Source organism: Tardibacter chloracetimidivorans (assembly GCF_001890385.1).
GTDB lineage: Bacteria > Pseudomonadota > Alphaproteobacteria > Sphingomonadales > Sphingomonadaceae > Tardibacter > Tardibacter chloracetimidivorans.
The window spans coordinates 68,329-84,466 of record NZ_CP018221.1 but is presented as its reverse complement, the minus strand read 5'-3'; the positions used below and the strand labels follow the sequence as shown (position 1 = coordinate 84,466).

Here is a 16,138-nt window from a genome sequence, read left to right as displayed (position 1 = left end):
GCGCCACTGCGCGTCTCGTCAATGATGTGGATATTCAGCCCAGCGCCGCGATTACCGCATCGCACATTGCCGTCGTGGATGCATTGCCGCCAAGGTCGGCCGTGCGATGCCCCGTCTCCAGCGCGCGCGACACCGCAGCTTCGATCCGGTCGGCGACATCGGCCTGCCCCAGCGAATAGCGCAGCATCATCGCCGCCGACAATATCGTCGCCAGAGGATTCGCCTTTCCCTGCCCGGCTATGTCGGGTGCCGAACCATGGATCGGCTCGTAAAGGCCCTTTGCGCTGGAATCGAGCGAGGCGGACGGCAGCATGCCGATGGAACCGACGCACATCGACGCCTGATCCGACAATATGTCACCGAAAAGATTGCCGGTCACGATCACGTCGAACTGGCCCGGCGCGCGCACAAGCTGCATCGCCGCGTTATCGACATACATGTGCGACAGCTCGACCTCGGGATAGTCCGCCGACACTTCCATCACCACGTCGCGCCACAGCTGCGACGTTTCCAGCACATTGGCCTTGTCGACCGAGCAGAGCCTGCCGCTGCGCGCCATTGCGGTTTCGAACCCCACCTTGGCGATGCGGGCGATCTCCGACTCATCATAGCGCATCGTGTCGAAACCCTCGCGCAGGCCCTTGTCGGTTTTCCTGAGCCCGCGCGGCTGCCCGAAATAGACGTCGCCCGTCAGTTCGCGAATGATGACCAGATCGATCGCCCGCGCGATTTCCGGACGCAGGGCGGACGCATCGGCAAGCTCGGGGAAAAGCTTTGCAGGCCGCAGGTTCGCGAACAGCCCCAGCTCTTTGCGGAGCCCCAGGATCGCCTGCTCGGGCCGCAGATGCCGTTCCAGCCTGTCGCAATCCGGATCGCCCACAGCGCCGAACAGGATCGCATCCGCGCGCCGGGCAACGTCCAGCGTCGCCTGCGGCAGCGGGTGGCCGCTCGCCTTATAGGCAGCGCCGCCGACCTCGGCCGTCTCGAACACAAGATCCCGCGCGCCGGCCGCAGCAAGCACCCTTACGGCCTCTGCGATCACTTCTGGACCGATCCCGTCGCCCGGCAAAAGCGCGATCAACATACTGGCTTTCCTTTGCGTCTGTCCGATTTGACCAATCTGTCGCCGCGCCCTGTGCGGCACGCCCGGCATGTTGTCAAACCTCGCATTGACGCCCGGTGGAGCCGCTCCTATCAGGATCAACCTCTAGCGGGCGATGGGGTTGTTGCTGATATGAAGCGGTCGAGGTGCGTCGCACGGCATGTACTGACAGCGGTGGCGTCATTTGCCGTGCTCTGCAACGGCTCGGTGGGGTCGGCCCAGTCGCTTGGCGGCGCGATCGATCCCGGAGTTATCGACCAGCTGCAAAGGCAGCTTGGCTCAGGCAGCACCTCAAGCACCGCACTGGACAGCGCACGCCAGACCGGAGACGCGCAGAACGCCGGAGCGCAACAGCAGGACAATCTTTTCCAGCGGCCCGAGAAGACGGCCGAAGAGCTGGAGCTGCAGCGCCAGCAAGCACTGCGGCAACTCGACGAGATCTATGAGCCGTCCGCCATCGAACGCGAATACCAGACCCGGCTGGAGGACAGCACCCTCCGTCAGTTCGGCTATGAGCTTTTCAGGTCGACGACCGCGATAAGCGGGCCGCTCACAGGTCAGGTGAGCGATTCCTATATGCTTGGCGTCGGCGACCAGCTTGTCGTCAACTTCCAGGGCGCGACGAACGAGACCGAGACGGTGCAGGTCAACCGCGAGGGCGAGATCATCGTCGGCGCGCTGCCGCCGATTCGCGCCGCCGGTCGGAGCCTGGGGCAGGTGCGAAGCGACATCACATCGGCCACCCGAAGCACGCTGCTTGGCACCAATGCCTATACGTCCGTCGGGTCGGTCCGCGCGATTACAGTGTTCGTCGGCGGCGAAGTGGCAAGGCCGGGACAATATCAGCTTACTTCGCTGGCCGATGTCGCCAGCGCGCTTGCCCGCGCCGAGGGCGTGCGCCGCACCGGCTCGCTTCGCCGTGTGCGCGTGATCAGGGGCAATCGCGCGATCAGCGTCGATCTCTATGGCCTGCTCGGCATCGGGCTGCCGAAATCCGTCAGGCTGCAGGACGGCGACCGCATCATCGTTCCGGTGATCGGCGACACCGTGGCGGTGACCGGCGGCGTCGCACGACCGGGCATATATGAGCTTCGCGGCAGCGCCACGGTCGGCGCGATACTGGATTATGCGGGCGGTGCGGTGCGTCCGCGCGGAAGCTCCGTTTCGATCAGCCGGATCAACAGCGACGGCGGTGAGGCCTTCGTCCAGGTCACAGGCGTGGAACAGCAGATCATTGCCGGCGATGCGCTGGTGGTGGCGTCCGGATCGGCAGGCGGCGCTGTCAACCGCGTGACCCTGCACGGCAACGTCATCAACGCAGGCCCGCGGCCGCTTCCGGCAGCGCCCACCGTGCGCGACCTGCTGGGCTCCATCCACGACGTCAAGGCCGACACCTATCTGCCGATGGCGGCGCTGATCCGGCGCGATCCGGAAAGCGGTAGCCGCATCTTCCAGCCTGTCAACCTGCTGACGGCGCTTGGGCAAGGGCCTTCGGTGCCGCTTCAGCCGAACGACACGCTGTGGGTGTTTTCCCGGGCCGACATAGCCTTCATGAACACGGCGGCGGTCCGGCAGATCGTGCTGGGCCAGCCCAACCCGCTGCCGGAGTGCAAGTCGCTGTCGCGTTTTGCCGACACGGTGCGCGACACCCAGTCCTCGCGCTTTTCGGTGCTGACCCGCGGGGCCTTCATCGTCGAGCGCGAGGGCCAGGCGCAGGCGGCCGATGTCGGCAGCACGACCGATGCCTCGCAGACGTCGGCGGCGAAAAACGCAGACGTTGCGACCGACGCCGCCATGTCCGTCTGCCCGTCCACCTTTGAGCGCGAGCCGGCGCTGCTCCCATTCCTGATCGAAAACGCGATTGGGGTCGGTGGCGCGGTTCGTCGCCCGGGCGCCTATCCCGTTGCCGGGCCGGTGACTGCGGAAGTCGCACTCAACATCGCCGAAGGATCGATCAGCAGCCATGAAGGCGTGGTGATCGATCTCACCACCTCTCCGGCGACCGGCAACCCGGACATCAAGCGTTATGCGCTGGACGCCGAAGGTCTGGTGCTGGACCGTGTCTCGCTTCGCGCCGGTGACGACATCCGGCTGAGCGCGCCCCAGCCACAGTTTGAAAGCGCATCGGTGCTGCTGACAGGCGAGTTCGCGCGGCCGGGGCTCTATACCGTCCGCAAGGGTGAAACGCTGTCGTCGCTCATCGACCGCGCGGGCGGGCTGACCCGCTTCGCCTATCCCTATGGCGTGGTGATGACGCGCCGCTCGGTCCAGAAGGCCGAGGAAGAAGGCTATCGCCGGACCGCCCGCGATCTTGGCAATGCCGTGCTCGCCATCGCCGCACGCAAGAATGTGGATGCGGGCGGTATCGCGGCGGTGACCCAGATCAGCCAGCAGCTGGCGACGGCGCAGGGCGTGGGGCGCATGGTTGTGGAGGCCGACCCGCGCGTGCTGGACCTCAAGCCGACCCTGGACACCTTCCTTGAGGGTGGCGACGCGATCCACATGCCCAAGCAGCCCAATTTCGTGATCGTGCTTGGCGACGTGTCGAATCCAGGTGCTGTTCAGTATCGGGCGGGCCGCAACGTCAGCGAATATGTGAAGGATGCCGGCGGCACGCAGTTCAGCGCCGACAAGGGCCGCATCTATGTGGTCTATCCGAACGGCCTGGCGCAGCCGGTCAAGAATTCGGTGTGGCGCGGCTCCAACGTCACCGTGCCGCCCGGAACGACCGTGATCGTCCCGAAGAACCTAGACCCGCTGTTCAAGCTTGAGCTGGTGCAGAACATCGTGGGCATCGTTGGCCAGCTCGTCTCGTCGGTCGCCACCGTCGCGATCCTGGCCAACAACGACTGACGCAGGCCGGCCTCAACCAGGCGGCCTATAGAGCCTCATGTCGCGCTGGCGGCGTTCCCGACCCAGGGCTGGCCGGCGGCGATCCCGGCTTCATGGGTGCTTATTGCCTCGTCCATGGCCAGGGTCATGCCGATCTCGTCCAGACCGCTCAGCAGGCAATGCTTGCGAAACGGATCGATGTCGAAGTGAAACCGCTCCTGATAGGGCGTGGTCACGACCTGGTTTTCAAGATCGACCGTGATCTCGCCCTCGCGCGCGACCTCCACCAGACGGTCCACCTGGTCCTGCGGCAGCACTATCGCAAGGATTCCGTTCTTGAAGGCATTGCCCGAAAATATGTCTGAAAAGCTGGGTGCGATGACGGCCGTAATGCCCATATCGTTCATTGCCCAGGCGGCATGCTCGCGGCTGGAGCCGCAACCGAAATTATCGCCCGCGACCAGGATCGGCGCACCGGCATAGCGCGGGTCGTCAAAGACATTGCCGGGCTGGGCGCGCAGAGTCTCGAATGCGCCCCTGCCCAGCCCCGTCCGGGAAATCGTCTTCAGATAATAGGCGGGGATGATGACATCGGTATCGATGTTCTTCAGGCCAAGCGGATAGGCGCGGCCGGAAACGGTGGAAATCGGTTCCATCAGCGTGCTCCTCCCATCAGATCACGTACATCGGCAAGACGGCCCGTCACCGCCGCCGCCGCCGCCATGGCCGGCGACAACAGATGCGTGCGCGACCCCGGCCCCTGCCGGCCGACGAAATTGCGGTTGGAGGTAGAGGCGCAGCGCTCCTGCGGCGGCACCTTGTCGGGGTTCATCGCGAGGCACATCGAGCAGCCCGGCTCGCGCCATTCAAAGCCCGCTTCAATGAAGATACGGTCCAGCCCTTCCTCTTCCGCCTGGCGCTTGACCAGTCCTGAGCCCGGCACGACCAGCGCCTGACGGACATTGCCCGCCACCTTGCGGCCTTTCGCAACCTCGGCTGCGGCGCGCAGATCCTCGATCCGGCTGTTCGTGCATGAACCGATGAAGATGTTCTCCACCTGAACGTCGGACATTCGCATGCCGGGCGTGAGGCCCATATATTCCAGTGACTTGCGGGCCGCTTCCTGCTTGGAGGGATCGGCAAAGCTCATCGGGTCAGGCACCGCACCCGTCACCGGAATGACGTCCTCGGGGCTTGTGCCCCAGGTGACAAGCGGCTCGATCTCGGCAGCATCCAGCGTCACCACCCGGTCATAGGTCGCCCCCGGATCGGTCGGCAGCGTCCGCCAATAGTCAACCGCCTTCTCCCACAACTCTCCCTTCGGAGCGCGCTTGCGGCCCTTCAGATATGCAAAGGTCTTTTCGTCCGGCGCGATCAGCCCTGCCCTTGCGCCGCCTTCTATCGACATATTGCTGACCGTCAGCCGCCCTTCGACTGACATGTCCCGAAACACCGAGCCGGTATATTCGATGACATAGCCCGTGCCGCCCGCAGCGCCGATCTTGCCGATGATCGCAAGCACCACGTCCTTCGGCGTCACGCCAAAGCCAAGCGTGCCGTCGACCCGAACCTCCATCGTCTTCGATTGCTTCAGCAGCAGCGTCTGGGTGGCGAGCACATGCTCAACTTCCGACGTGCCGATTCCGAATGCCAGCGCGCCCAGCGCACCATGCGCCGCTGTGTGGCTGTCGCCGCAGACCAGCGTCGTCCCCGGCAGGGTGAACCCCTGCTCCGGCCCGATGACATGGACGATGCCCTGCTCCGGAGACAGATCGTCGATATATTCGACCCCGAAGGCGGCCGTGTTGCTGCGAAGGCTTTCAAGCTGCTGTGCGGATTCCGGGTCGGCCACCGGCAGCCGCACGCCGTCCTTGACGCGCGGAGTGGTCGCCAGATTGTGATCGGGCACGGCCAGCGTCAGGTCCGGACGCCGGACCCTGCGCCCGGCCGCGCGCAAGCCTTCGAACGCCTGCGGACTGGTGACTTCATGCACGAGGTGGCGATCGATATAGATCAGGCAGGTGCCGTCCTCGCGCCGATCGACGACATGCGCGTCCCAGATCTTCTCGTACAAGGTGCGTGGTCTTGTGCTCATCGGACCATCCTGGTGATTGGCTGAAGCCCTGCTCTGAACTCGATCGCAGAGTGGTACAATAGTCCATCTTATACTGGTATAAAAATGACCATGATCGAGTCGGAGCAGAGACGCCAGCGACTTGGCGCATTTCTGAAGGCGCACAGGATACGGCTTGTGCCGCAGGAAGTCGGGCTTTCGGCCACAGGTCGAAGGCGCACGCCAGGCCTGAGGCGGGAGGAAGTGGCGCAGCTCGCAGGCATCAGCGCAACCTGGTACGTGCGTATCGAACAGGGGCGTGAGGTCGCGGCTTCGGCCGCCACGCTGGACCGGATCGCCCGTGCGCTGCGTCTGGCGGCGGCCGAGCGTGCGCATCTCTTCACCCTGGCGGACCGACACGATCCCGCCGCAGGCACGGCTGGCGGCGGCGAAGACCGGCTTGCCAGTCTTTCAGCCAGCGTGAAGGCGATGACCGCGCCCGCCTATATTCTGGATCGTCGCTGGAACATGCGCGGCTGGAACGCGCAGGCAAAGCATCTTTTCGGCGCATGGCTCGCCCGCGCATCGCCAAATCTGCTGCGCTTCGTCTTTCTCGACGGTTCGGCGCGCCGCTTTATCGTTGGATGGGAAGATCGCGCCCGGCGGCTGGTGGCGGAATGCCGCGCCGAGCTTGCCCGTCAGCATGACGATCCGGAGACGCTGGCGCTGATCGCCGAATTGCGCTCCGGCAGTCCGGACTTCGCCATCTGGTGGGATGAACAGAACGTCCTCGACCCCGAAGGCGGCGAGCGGCGCTTTCTCCACCCGAAAGACGGACCGCTCGCCTATGAGCAGGTAAACTTCCTGCCCGCCGCCGCACCCGGATTCCGGGTGGTCCTGCTGCTGCCCCGCCCGGTGTGAGCGGGGCCATCCGGTTCAGGAGATGTATTTGGCCGTCGTCTTGGCGGCGACCTCGTCAGCCGTAACCCCTGGAGCCATCTCGATCAGTCTGAACGGGCTGTCGTGGTCCGGCCGCTGAAACACGGCCAGATCGGTGACGATCATGTCGACCACATTCTTGCCGGTGAGCGGCAGGGTGCAGGCAGGAATGAACTTCGCGTCGCCGTTCTTTGACGTGTGCTCCATCACGACGATGATCTTCTTGACGCCCGCGACCAGATCCATCGCGCCGCCCATGCCCTTCACCATCTTGCCGGGGATCATCCAGTTGGCGATATCCCCTTCCTCGGAGACCTCCATCGCGCCCAGCACAGTCAGATCGATGTGCCCGCCACGGATCATGGCGAAGCTGTCGGCGGACGAAAAATAGGAGCTGGACGGCAGCTCGCTGATCGTCTGCTTGCCGGCGTTGATGAGATCGGGGTCAACCTCATCCTCATATGGAAACGGCCCGATGCCCAGCATTCCATTCTCCGACTGGAGCGTCACATTAACGCCCTTCGGAATGTGGTTGGCGACAAGCGTCGGGATGCCGATCCCGAGGTTCACATAAAAGCCGTCGCGCAATTCCCTCGCCGCGCGGGCGGCCATTTCGTCCCTGCTCCAGCCCATCATGCATTCTCCCGCGCGCGTGTTGTCCGGAACTCGATCTTCTTTTCGTAAGGCGCACCGCAGACGACACGCTGCACGTAAACGCCGGGAACGTGGATGCAGTCGGGGTTGAGGCTGCCCGTGGGGACGACCTCCTCCACTTCCACCACCGTGATCTTGCCTGCCGTGGCGGCGGGCGCATTGAAATTGCGCGCCGTCTTGCGGAAAACGAGATTGCCCGCCTCGTCCGATTTCCAGGCCTTCACAATCGCGAGATCGGCCATGATGCCGCGTTCCAGCACGTAAAGCTGGCCGTCGAATTCCTTCAACTCCTTGCCTTCGGCAACAAGGGTGCCGACGCCGGTCTTGGTGTAGAAACCGGGAATGCCCGCGCCGCCTGCGCGCATGCGTTCCGCCAGCGTTCCCTGCGGACAGAATTCCAGCTCAAGCTCGCCCGACAGATATTGGCGCTCGAACTCCTTGTTCTCGCCAACATAGGAACTGATCATCTTGCTGATCTGGCGCGTGCGCAGCAGCTTGCCCAGGCCCTCGCCATCCGTGCCCGCATTATTCGACGCGATGGTGAGATTCTTCACGCCGGATGCGACGATCGCGTCGATCAGCCGTTCGGGAACGCCGCACAATCCGAAACCGCCGGCAACCAGCGTCATCCCGTCCTTCAACGTGCCTTCCAGCGCCGCTTCGGCACTGGGGAATATCTTGTTCATGACACCGCTCCCCTTTTCATTCCCCGAAATAGTAAAACGGCAACCACGTGGCAAACGCACAAGGTTGCACGCGCGCATGCAAAAATCTCACGCCCTCCGCTCGGCCAGAAGCGTCTGCATCTGCATCGCCAGCGACATGCTTCCGTCCACCCTGAGCTTGCCCTGCATATAGGCCGAGACCGGATCAAGCTTGCCGGACGCGAGCGCGCGCCAGTCGTCCCAGCTGATATGAAGCGTCGTGTCGGCCTGCGCTTCCTGGTTGTTGGTCACTTGCCCGTCGACCCCGTCGAGCACGATGGCGCCATCTTCGGCGAAATCGAGCTTCACGGTCTTGCCCGGCAGAAAGGCCTTTCTCTGCGCCAGTTCGGCGGTCATTTGCGCCAGATCCATTTCAGCCTCCTCCTCTACCTGCCGAGATTACGCCAGGTGGTTCGCGCCGCAAGAATTGGCCTTGTCCATTCTCAGCGCAAGTCCGGCAAGGAAATCGCCGTTCACGCGCCGCGTCTGGGACCGACAGCGCCTGCGGCAGGCAACTTCACCCCGGCTGGAACGCGCACCAGCAGGCGGTGGCGCTCGAACGGACCGGGCAAGTCCCATTGGCGCGCGTGTGATGCGTCAAATCCGAACATGCCATAATATTCGGCGTCGCCGATCAGCATGATCGCCTCCACCCCCTGATCGTCGGCGGCCTTCAGCGTCGCTTGCATCAACGCCTTGCCGACGCCCGAACGTTGCAGTTCCGGAAGGACGGCAACCGGGCCCAGCATCACCAGCGGCGTCGCCTGATCGGGGGTACGAAGTTCAACCGGCCAACATTGCAGCGATGCGATGATCCGGCCATTTTCCTCCGCCACGCGGCTGAGCGATGCGATGGGAGCCATGCCCTCGCGCACGCGATAGGCGGTCCGCTGATGCCGGTCGGTGCCGAACGCTGCGTCCAGCACCGCCTCGATCGCTGGCCGGTCCGACTCCACCGCCTGTCTGATATTCAATTTATCCTCGCCAACCTGCCGCGGCCGGGCCTAATCATGATCGAGCGCGCCCTAGCAGCCGCTTGTTGCAAGGCAAAGAAAAAAGGATCGTCCGGATGAAGCTCTTTGACGCAGGCTGGGCGCCAAGCCCGCGCAGGGTACGGATTTTTCTCGCGGAAAAGGGGGTGGAGGTCGAAACGGTGTCGATCGACCTGCGCACGGACGAACAGCTCGCGCCCGCCTATCTGGCGGTCAATCCGCGAGGGACGGTGCCAACGCTGCTCCTCGACAACGGCACGGTCATAGATGAATCGACCGCGATCTGCCGCTATTTCGAAGCCGTGCATCCAGAACCCAATCTGTTCGGGCAGACGCCGGTTGAAATCGCACTGATCGAGGGCTGGACCCGCCGCATCGAAAGCGAATGCTACGCAGCAGTGGAAAATGTCTTTCGCAACACCGTGCCCGCGCTCAGGGACCGCGCTCTGCCCGGCAAATGGCCGCCAATGCCGCAACTTCCCGAACTCGTGACCCGGGGCCGCATCATGTTCGACCAGTTCGTGGCGGCGGCCGACGCCCGACTTGGCGCATCGGCCCATCTCGCCGGCGACCGCTTCAGCTATGCCGACATCGCGCTCGTTGTCGCGCTGGACTTCGGCCGACGTGCGGGGCTGGTGCCGGGCGAGACCCGTGCAAATCTGGCCCGCTGGTATTCGGAAGTTTCCGCGCGACCGAGCATGGCCGCCTGAAGGGTCGGCTATCTGCTATCGGACGCTCCGCAACGACGCGCTGCGGAGCGACGGGGATCAATGCAGGCGGCGATCCAGTTCGCCGATCGCCTGATCGGTCAGCTTCTTCTGAACCGAGGCGTCGGTCTGCGACGCGATCGTGCTGCGCGCGGCCTCGACGGCCATGTCGGCGGCGCGGGCGCGCAGACCATCGGTGGCGGCACGCTCGGCGGCCGAAATCTTTTCCTCGGCCAACCGGGTGCGGCGCGCGATGGCTTCCTCGGCCTGAATTTTCGCCTCTGCGACCAGACGCTCGGCCTCGGCCCTGGCGTGGGCGACGATCTTTTTGGAATCCTCCGCCGCCTCGTTCGCCTCGGCCTGATAGCTGGCAAGCAGCGCCTCAGCCTCGGCGCGCAACCGGGACGCCTCGTCCAGTTCGGCCTTTACCTTGGCGGTATAGCCGTCGAGCGCCCGCCCGATCGCCTGCGGCACCTTTTTCCAGATCATGATGCCGATCAGGATCAGCATCGCAACGGCGACCCAGCCGGCGGAATCGAACCCCAGCCAGGTCACAGCGGCGGTGTGATGCCCGTCCGTATCCTGCTCGACCAAGGCGGTCTGGACAGTTTCGGCATGTTCCACGACCGCGCCCGTGGGGCCAGTCTGCACTTGAACCGGGTCAGCCATGAATCAGGCCCTCGCTATCGCGGCTTCGGGGAGCGGTGCATCTTCCCCGGCCTGCTGCCCGGTGAGACGCGCTACGATATCCGCAGCCGCTGCGACGGCCACCTTGTCGAGTTCTGCGGAAGCGGCGGAAGCGGCGGAGGCGATCTGCGCCTCCGCCTCCGAAATCCGCTTGCCCAGATCTTCATCAAGCACGGCCAGACGCGCAGCGCTTTCTTCCTGCATGCGGGCGGCCGCGGCGCCGACGATGCCCTGGGCCTCTTCCCGCGCTTTCGCGAGGGTGGCGGCCTGGACCGTCTGCGCTTCGGATGCCCGCGTCTGGGCGGATTGCGCCTCCGCCAGATCGCCTGCGATCTTCGCCTCGCGGCTTTCGATCACACGGCCCACCTTCGGCAGCATGGCCCTGGCGATCCCGAAATACAGGATGCCGAAGACCAGCAGCAGCCAGAAAAGCTGCGACGCATAGGTCTCAGCGATCTGTTGGAGTTGAGGCATCGTCCGCCCTCAGCTTGGAATTGGCCGCCTGTGGATCAGGCGACGAAAACGAGGATGACCGCGACGACGAACGCCAGCAGGCCGAGAAGCTCGGCAGCGGCGAAGCCGATGAACAGACGACCCTGCTGGCCGTCGGCAGCCGACGGGTTGCGCAGCGCGCCTTGGAGGAACGCGGCGAACACATTGCCCACGCCCAGTGCGGCGAGGCCGATACCGATTGCAGCGAGACCGGCGCCGAGCAGTTTTGCAGCTTGAGGATCCATTTTTAAGCTCCCTTTGAAAGATGATATCCGGGTTTAGTGAAGATGGATGGCGTCGTTCAGATACAGCGACGTCAAAAGCGCGAACACATAGGCCTGGATGGCCGCGACAAGCAGTTCCAGCGCCGAAATGCCGACAAGCAGCGCCAGCGTCGGCAGCGTGACGAACGCCGCCGCCCCGCCGGTTGCGCCAAGCCCGACGATGAATCCGGCAAGAACCTTGAGGAGGATGTGGCCGGCCGTCATCGCGACGAAGAGTCGAAGCGCAAGGCTGAACGGGCGGATCATGAACGAGATCAGTTCGACCGGCACGATGATCGGCAGCATCCACGCCGGTACGCCATGCGGGACGAACAGGGAGAAGAAGTGCAGGCCGTGCCGGGCAAAGCCGACGAACAGAACCGTTGCAAAGGAGATCAGCGCCAGCATCGCGGTCACCGTCACATGGCTGGTGACTGTGAAGGCGTGGACGCCCGGCACGACGCCGACGGGAAGCAGCCCCGCGAAGTTTGCAACGATGATGAACATGAAGAGCGAGAAGATCAGCGGCACGAACCGGCGGCCTTCGGGGCCGACATTGGCGCTGAGCGTGTTGTCGATGAAGCCGTAGACGCTTTCGACCGCCGCCTGCCAGCGACCCGGCACCAGCGCGGCCTTGCGCGTTCCGCCGACCATGAAGATCCAGATGATGCCGAGCACGGCGACCATCCACATGGCGGAATTGGTGAAGCTCACATCGAATCCGCCCGCCGACAGCGGGGCTACATCGTGGATTTCAAACTGCGCCAGGGGGCTCTGTGCCACCGCTTCAACCCTCGTCTTTATCCTGCCCGCTGTCCTCGCGGACACTGGCTATCTTCCAAACATTCCTGAATGCCGCGCCCATGCCCAAAAAGAGCAGGACGAGCAGGAACCACGGGCTCGTGCCGAGCATGCGGTCCAGAAACCAACCGATCAGCAGGCTGCCCAAAATGGCGGCCAGCAGTTCGGTGACGATCCGCATGCCCGTGGCGACGCCCTTGGACGAACCCCGTTCAGAGCGCTGCCGGGCTGTCTCGGCCTCCTGGGATTTCTTGATCTCCCCGAGCCGCTTTGACAGCGAATCCAGCCGCGCCTTGTTGGGATCCTGCTCCACTCTCGTCCACGCCCCCATTCTGCAGACAACGCAAAAGCGCCCGCAAAAGGTGAGACGGGAGCGCCCCCCGCCCGAGCGGCGCCACCTCTAGAGACGGGGTTGGGGCAAGTCAACAAGTCTGACAGCCTTTTGAAAAGGCCCCGTCTACTCCGCCGCCAGCAGGCTTTCCGCGCCGCGAAGGTCCACCGAGACGAGCCGCGAGACGCCGCGTTCCACCATGGTCACTCCATAGAGCCTGTGCATGCGGCTCATCGTCACCGCATTGTGCGTCACGATCAGGAACCTTGTGTCGGTGTCGGCCGCCATCCGGTCCAGAAGATCGCAGAAACGCTCGACATTGGCGTCGTCGAGCGGCGCATCCACCTCGTCCAGCACGCAGATGGGCGCGGGATTTGTCAGGAACAGCCCGAAAACCAGCGCGATCGCAGTCAGCGCCTGCTCGCCGCCTGAAAGCAGCGTCAGGGTCGACAGCTTCTTGCCGGGCGGCTGGGCCATGATCTCCAGCCCCGCCTCCAGCGGATCGTCCGAATCGACGAGCGCGAGATGCGCGCTCCCGCCCTGGAACAGCGTCGTGAAGAGCGAGCGGAAATGCTGGTCGACCTGTTCGAAGGCGGCCAGCAGCCGCGCCCGCCCTTCCCTGTTCAGGCTCCCGATCGACCCTCGCAGCCGGTGGATCGCCTGTTCCAGTTCCTCCCGCTCGGCCGTGCTGGTGGCCTTGCCCTCCTCCAGTTCGGCGAGTTCGCGTTCGGCGACCAGATTGACGGGGCCAAGCCTCTCGCGGTCCATCGTCAGCTTTTCAAGAAGCGCGGAACACTGGCTTGCGTCCTTCATCTCGTCGGGGTCGAAGCCGACGCGCTCCGGCAGCAGCGGTGGGGGGCATTCAAACCGCTCACCCGCGATCCGGTTCATTTCCTGCCGCCGCGCCTCCAGCGCTTCGGCACGAGCGGCAGCACCCGCACGCGCCTCGCGCGCGACCGATAAAGCCTCGTTCGCATCGGCCAGCTTGCGGTCGGCCACCTGAGCGCCCTGCTCGCCTTCCCTCAGAGCGGCGACGGCCGCAGCCTCGCTCTCCCGCGCCGCCTGCGCTTCGTCGGCCAGCGCCTGCGCCCGGTGTTTCAGGTCGGGCGGAGCAGCGGCAAGCGCCGCCAGTTCCTCGTCAAGCGCGGCCGCGCGCGCTGCAAGCTCGCGATCCCGCTCGGCTGCGGTTTCGGCCCGCTCGGCCCAGCCCTGCATGTCCCGCGTGACGGCGGCCGCGCGATCCTGATCGGCCGCGATGGCGCGCAGCAGTTCCGCCTGCCGCGCCCGCGCCTCCGCCAGTGAAGTTCGCGCGCTTTCGGCGGCACGGCGCGCCTCGGTCGCGGCAAGCACAAAACCGTCCAGAGCGGGCAGCGCCGCCATTTCCGCCTGGCGGTCGGAAAGTTCGCGCGCGGCCTCGTCATGCTGACTGCCCGCCGCCTTCAGCGACTCTTCCAGATCGGCGATGCGCGCGGCGCGGCGTTCCACCGCCGCCCGTTCCGAAACGAGCGTGGCTTCGGCCTTGCGCCGGCCCTGTTCGGCCTGCTGGAGAGCGGCGCGCAACTCACCTTCCCGCCGCCTCGCCCCATTATGCGCCTCATCGGCCGCCGTCACCGCCGCTGCCGCCTTTTCGACCTGCGCCTCCGCGTCCGGCAGCGCGGCGTCTATGGCGGTCAACCGGTTTCCCTGCGCCAGCCGTTCGGCCGCCGCAGCGCCCGATCCACGCGCGACAAATCCGTCCCAGCGCCGCAGAACGCCCTCGCGGGTCACCAGACGCTGGCCGATGCCAAGGCTGATCGCGCCGTCATCGGTCTCCGCCACGCCCACCTGCGCCAGCCTGCGGGCAAGCTCGGGAGGGGCCGTGACACGGGCGGCGAGCGATTCCACGCCCTGCGGCAGCGGCGGGTCTGCTTCATGCGCAGCGCCCATCCACACCCGCACCGCATCCCGCTCCCCAACGGCGGCGTCCAGATCATCGCCAAGCGCCGCCGCAAGCGCCCGTTCATAGCCGGGTTCGGCACGAACGCGGGCGAGCGCGGACCGCGCCGCCGCTTCAGGAATGGCCGCAAGCCGCGCAACCGCCAGCCGTTCCGCCCGCAGCGCCGCAAGCGCGGCCCGGGCGCTCGCCGCCTCCGCCTGCGCCGCTTCCCGCCTGGCGACCGCCTGTTCGCGCTCGCTGTCGATCGCGGCAAGGGAGTCCGTCAGCCGCGCGATCTCGTCGCCCAGCCGCGCCACTTCGGCCTCTGTCTCCAAAAGCCGCGCGGCGGCGCCGTCATCGACGCTCAGCGCCGCCCGCTCGCGCTCCAGCCGTTCCCTTTCGCCAGCATGACGCCTGGCGAGCGCTTCCGCCTGCGCGACGGCGGACTCTGCAAGCCGCGCCTGCGCCTGGCCGGCCGCCTGCCGCTCCATCGCCTCGGCCATCGCCCGCTCAGAGCTTTCGGCATGGCGCTCCGCCTCGCCCACGCGCGCCGCAAGGCTGTCCGTGGAACCACGCGCCTGTTCGAGCCGCGTCGACAAAGCCGCCTTTTCCGCCTCCAGCCGATCCAGGGCCGAACGGGCATCCTCGGCAAGCGACGCCTCCCGCCGCCGGTCGGCCGCAAGAGCAACGGCTGCATTCTCCATGTCGCGGACGCGCCGTTCATGGGTGGTGCGCTCGGCCTCCAGCGCTTCCAGCCGGGCGGACAGGCGAGCGACCGCCTCTTTCCCGCGACTTTCGGCGGCGCGCAGGTCGGCAAGGCCGTGCGCGGCAAGCGCCTGCTCTGTCGCCGCTTCCGCCTGCGCCTTGCCGGCGGTGTCCACGAGCGCTTCCGCCTGCCCGGCTTCGGCTCGCGCCGTCTCGGCGGCCTGCGCGGCTTCCCGCCAGCGCGCATGGACCAGCCGCGCCTCGGCTATGCGAATCTGGTCGGAGAGGGTGCGATAACGCTCGGCCGCCCGCGCCTGCCGCCTCAGCGCGGCGATCTGCACCTCCATCTGCTGCATCAGATCGTCGAGCCGGGCGAGATTCGCTTCCGTTGCGCGCAGCTTCTGCTCCGCATCCTTCCGGCGGACATGCAGCCCGGCGATTCCGGCCGCTTCCTCCAGCATGGCCCTGCGCTCCGCAGGCTTGGCGGCGATCACCGCCCCGATCCGGCCCTGGCTGACAAGCGCCGGTGAATGCGCGCCCGTAGCGGCGTCGGCGAACAGCAGGCCGACGTCCTTGGCCCTCACGTCGCGCCCGTTCATCCGATAGGCGGAACCCGCCCCCCGCTCGATCCGGCGGGTCACCTCCAGCACGTCGTCCTCGTTGAGGCCGACCGGGGCAGTCCGCGCGCGATTGTCCAGCGTCAGCGTCACCTCGGCGAAATCACGCGCAGGCCGGGCGGTAGTGCCGGCGAAGATCACGTCTTCCATCCCGCCGCCGCGCAGCGACCGGGCGCTCGATTCGCCCATCGTCCAGCGAATCGCTTCAAGCAGGTTGGATTTGCCGCAGCCATTGGGGCCGACCACGCCGGTCAGCCCGCGCTCGATCCTGAGTTCGGTTGAATCTACAAAGCTTTTGAAGCCCGAAAGCCTCAGCCGCTGAAACTTCAAACCCGCCCCCGCCT

General features: G+C 65.7%; 16 protein-coding genes. 3 read left to right on the top strand and 13 right to left on the bottom strand.

Annotated features, from left to right (window positions below):
* Nucleotides 1-34: 34 nt before the first annotated feature.
* Nucleotides 35-1,084, bottom strand: a complete 1,050-nt coding sequence (gene leuB, locus BSL82_RS00435) for a 3-isopropylmalate dehydrogenase (protein ID WP_072595533.1) — start codon at nt 1,082-1,084, stop codon at nt 35-37.
* Between the two features lie 150 nt (nt 1,085-1,234).
* Here leuB and BSL82_RS00430 point away from each other — a divergent pair, with 150 nt between their 5' ends.
* Entirely contained in the window at nt 1,235-3,955 is a 2,721-nt protein-coding gene (locus BSL82_RS00430) for an SLBB domain-containing protein (RefSeq protein WP_072595532.1), read from the top strand.
* Nucleotides 3,956-3,990: 35 nt separating this feature from the next.
* On the opposite strand, the gene leuD is transcribed toward BSL82_RS00430, so the two are convergent.
* Nucleotides 3,991-4,590, bottom strand: coding sequence for a 3-isopropylmalate dehydratase small subunit (gene leuD / locus BSL82_RS00425; protein WP_072595531.1), 600 nt, complete (start codon nt 4,588-4,590; stop codon nt 3,991-3,993).
* Entirely contained in the window at nt 4,590-6,029 is a 1,440-nt protein-coding gene (gene leuC, locus BSL82_RS00420; protein ID WP_072595530.1) for a 3-isopropylmalate dehydratase large subunit, read from the bottom strand. The genes leuD and leuC overlap by 1 nt, the downstream gene beginning before the upstream one ends.
* A gap of 84 nt (nt 6,030-6,113) precedes the next feature.
* Here leuC and BSL82_RS00415 point away from each other — a divergent pair, with 84 nt between their 5' ends.
* Entirely contained in the window at nt 6,114-6,908 is a 795-nt protein-coding gene (locus BSL82_RS00415) for a helix-turn-helix domain-containing protein (protein ID WP_226998530.1), read from the top strand.
* Nucleotides 6,909-6,923: 15 nt separating this feature from the next.
* On the opposite strand, the gene BSL82_RS00410 is transcribed toward BSL82_RS00415, so the two are convergent.
* From BSL82_RS00410 to BSL82_RS00395, 4 genes are all read right to left on the bottom strand, one after another.
* Entirely contained in the window at nt 6,924-7,559 is a 636-nt protein-coding gene (locus BSL82_RS00410) for a 3-oxoacid CoA-transferase subunit B (protein WP_072595529.1), read from the bottom strand.
* Nucleotides 7,559-8,266, bottom strand: a complete 708-nt coding sequence (locus tag BSL82_RS00405) for a CoA transferase subunit A (protein ID WP_072595528.1) — start codon at nt 8,264-8,266, stop codon at nt 7,559-7,561. Before BSL82_RS00405 ends, BSL82_RS00410 begins: the two co-directional genes overlap by 1 nt.
* A gap of 87 nt (nt 8,267-8,353) precedes the next feature.
* A complete protein-coding gene (locus tag BSL82_RS00400; RefSeq protein ID WP_072595527.1) occupies nt 8,354-8,656 on the bottom strand; it encodes an SCP2 sterol-binding domain-containing protein in 303 nt (100 codons plus the stop codon).
* Nucleotides 8,657-8,757: 101 nt separating this feature from the next.
* Entirely contained in the window at nt 8,758-9,258 is a 501-nt protein-coding gene (locus tag BSL82_RS00395; RefSeq protein ID WP_072595526.1) for a GNAT family N-acetyltransferase, read from the bottom strand.
* A 95-nt stretch (nt 9,259-9,353) separates the two neighbouring features.
* Here BSL82_RS00395 and BSL82_RS00390 point away from each other — a divergent pair, with 95 nt between their 5' ends.
* Nucleotides 9,354-9,986, top strand: coding sequence for a glutathione S-transferase family protein (locus BSL82_RS00390; RefSeq protein WP_072595525.1), 633 nt, complete (start codon nt 9,354-9,356; stop codon nt 9,984-9,986).
* Nucleotides 9,987-10,043: 57 nt separating this feature from the next.
* Here the strand turns inward: BSL82_RS00390 and BSL82_RS00385 are convergent, their stop codons facing one another.
* The 6 genes from BSL82_RS00385 to smc form a co-directional block, all read right to left on the bottom strand.
* Nucleotides 10,044-10,652, bottom strand: a complete 609-nt coding sequence (locus BSL82_RS00385) for a F0F1 ATP synthase subunit B family protein (RefSeq protein ID WP_072595524.1) — start codon at nt 10,650-10,652, stop codon at nt 10,044-10,046.
* Between the two features lie 3 nt (nt 10,653-10,655).
* Complete coding sequence (locus BSL82_RS00380; RefSeq protein ID WP_072595523.1) at nt 10,656-11,144, bottom strand: F0F1 ATP synthase subunit B family protein; 489 nt, start codon at nt 11,142-11,144, stop codon at nt 10,656-10,658.
* A gap of 35 nt (nt 11,145-11,179) precedes the next feature.
* On the bottom strand, nt 11,180-11,407 hold the full coding sequence (locus tag BSL82_RS00375; protein ID WP_072595522.1) for a F0F1 ATP synthase subunit C: 228 nt from the start codon (nt 11,405-11,407) through the stop codon (nt 11,180-11,182).
* A gap of 33 nt (nt 11,408-11,440) precedes the next feature.
* Nucleotides 11,441-12,208 carry a F0F1 ATP synthase subunit A gene (locus tag BSL82_RS00370; RefSeq protein ID WP_072595521.1) on the bottom strand — a complete coding sequence of 256 codons (768 nt, stop codon included), beginning with the start codon at nt 12,206-12,208 and terminating at the stop codon, nt 11,441-11,443.
* A 4-nt stretch (nt 12,209-12,212) separates the two neighbouring features.
* Nucleotides 12,213-12,539 (bottom strand): AtpZ/AtpI family protein, encoded by a 327-nt coding sequence (locus tag BSL82_RS00365; RefSeq protein WP_158010578.1) that lies wholly within the window; start codon nt 12,537-12,539, stop codon nt 12,213-12,215.
* 144 nt (nt 12,540-12,683) lie between these two features.
* Nucleotides 12,684-16,124, bottom strand: a complete 3,441-nt coding sequence (smc, locus tag BSL82_RS00360) for a chromosome segregation protein SMC (protein WP_072595519.1) — start codon at nt 16,122-16,124, stop codon at nt 12,684-12,686.
* Nucleotides 16,125-16,138: the final 14 nt, after the last annotated feature.